The following is a 293-nucleotide window of genomic DNA, read 5'->3' as shown; positions in this document are numbered from 1 at the left end:
ACCCCGAACACCACTCCGGTCGTGACCCCGGTCGGCGACAGCATCGACGTGACCACCATCGGCCTGACCGGCGATGCGTCGGCCACCGAAGGCCAGTCGGCCGTCTACACCCTGACCCTGAGCAACCCGACCAACACCGACACCCAGGTGACCCTGAACCTGACCTACGGCGGCAGCGCGACACGTGCCGATTACCAAGGTCAGGACAGCATCACCGTGACCATTCCGAAGGGCCAGACCAGCGTCCAGTTCCAGCTGCCCATCGTCGATGACAGCCTGGTCGAAGGTCGCGA

At 65.2% G+C, this 293-nt stretch carries 1 protein-coding gene; it reads left to right on the top strand.

Going from position 1 to position 293, the window contains the following annotated elements; all coding sequences use genetic code 11:
- A partial coding sequence (locus IFT44_RS21050; protein ID WP_192176526.1) for a hypothetical protein occupies positions 1–293 on the top strand: 293 nt, incomplete at both ends.

Source organism: Pseudomonas sp. CFBP 13710, from assembly GCF_014842235.1.
GTDB classification, from domain to species: Bacteria; Pseudomonadota; Gammaproteobacteria; order Pseudomonadales; family Pseudomonadaceae; genus Aquipseudomonas; species Aquipseudomonas baltica.
This window is presented reverse-complemented; position numbering and strand designations above follow the sequence as displayed.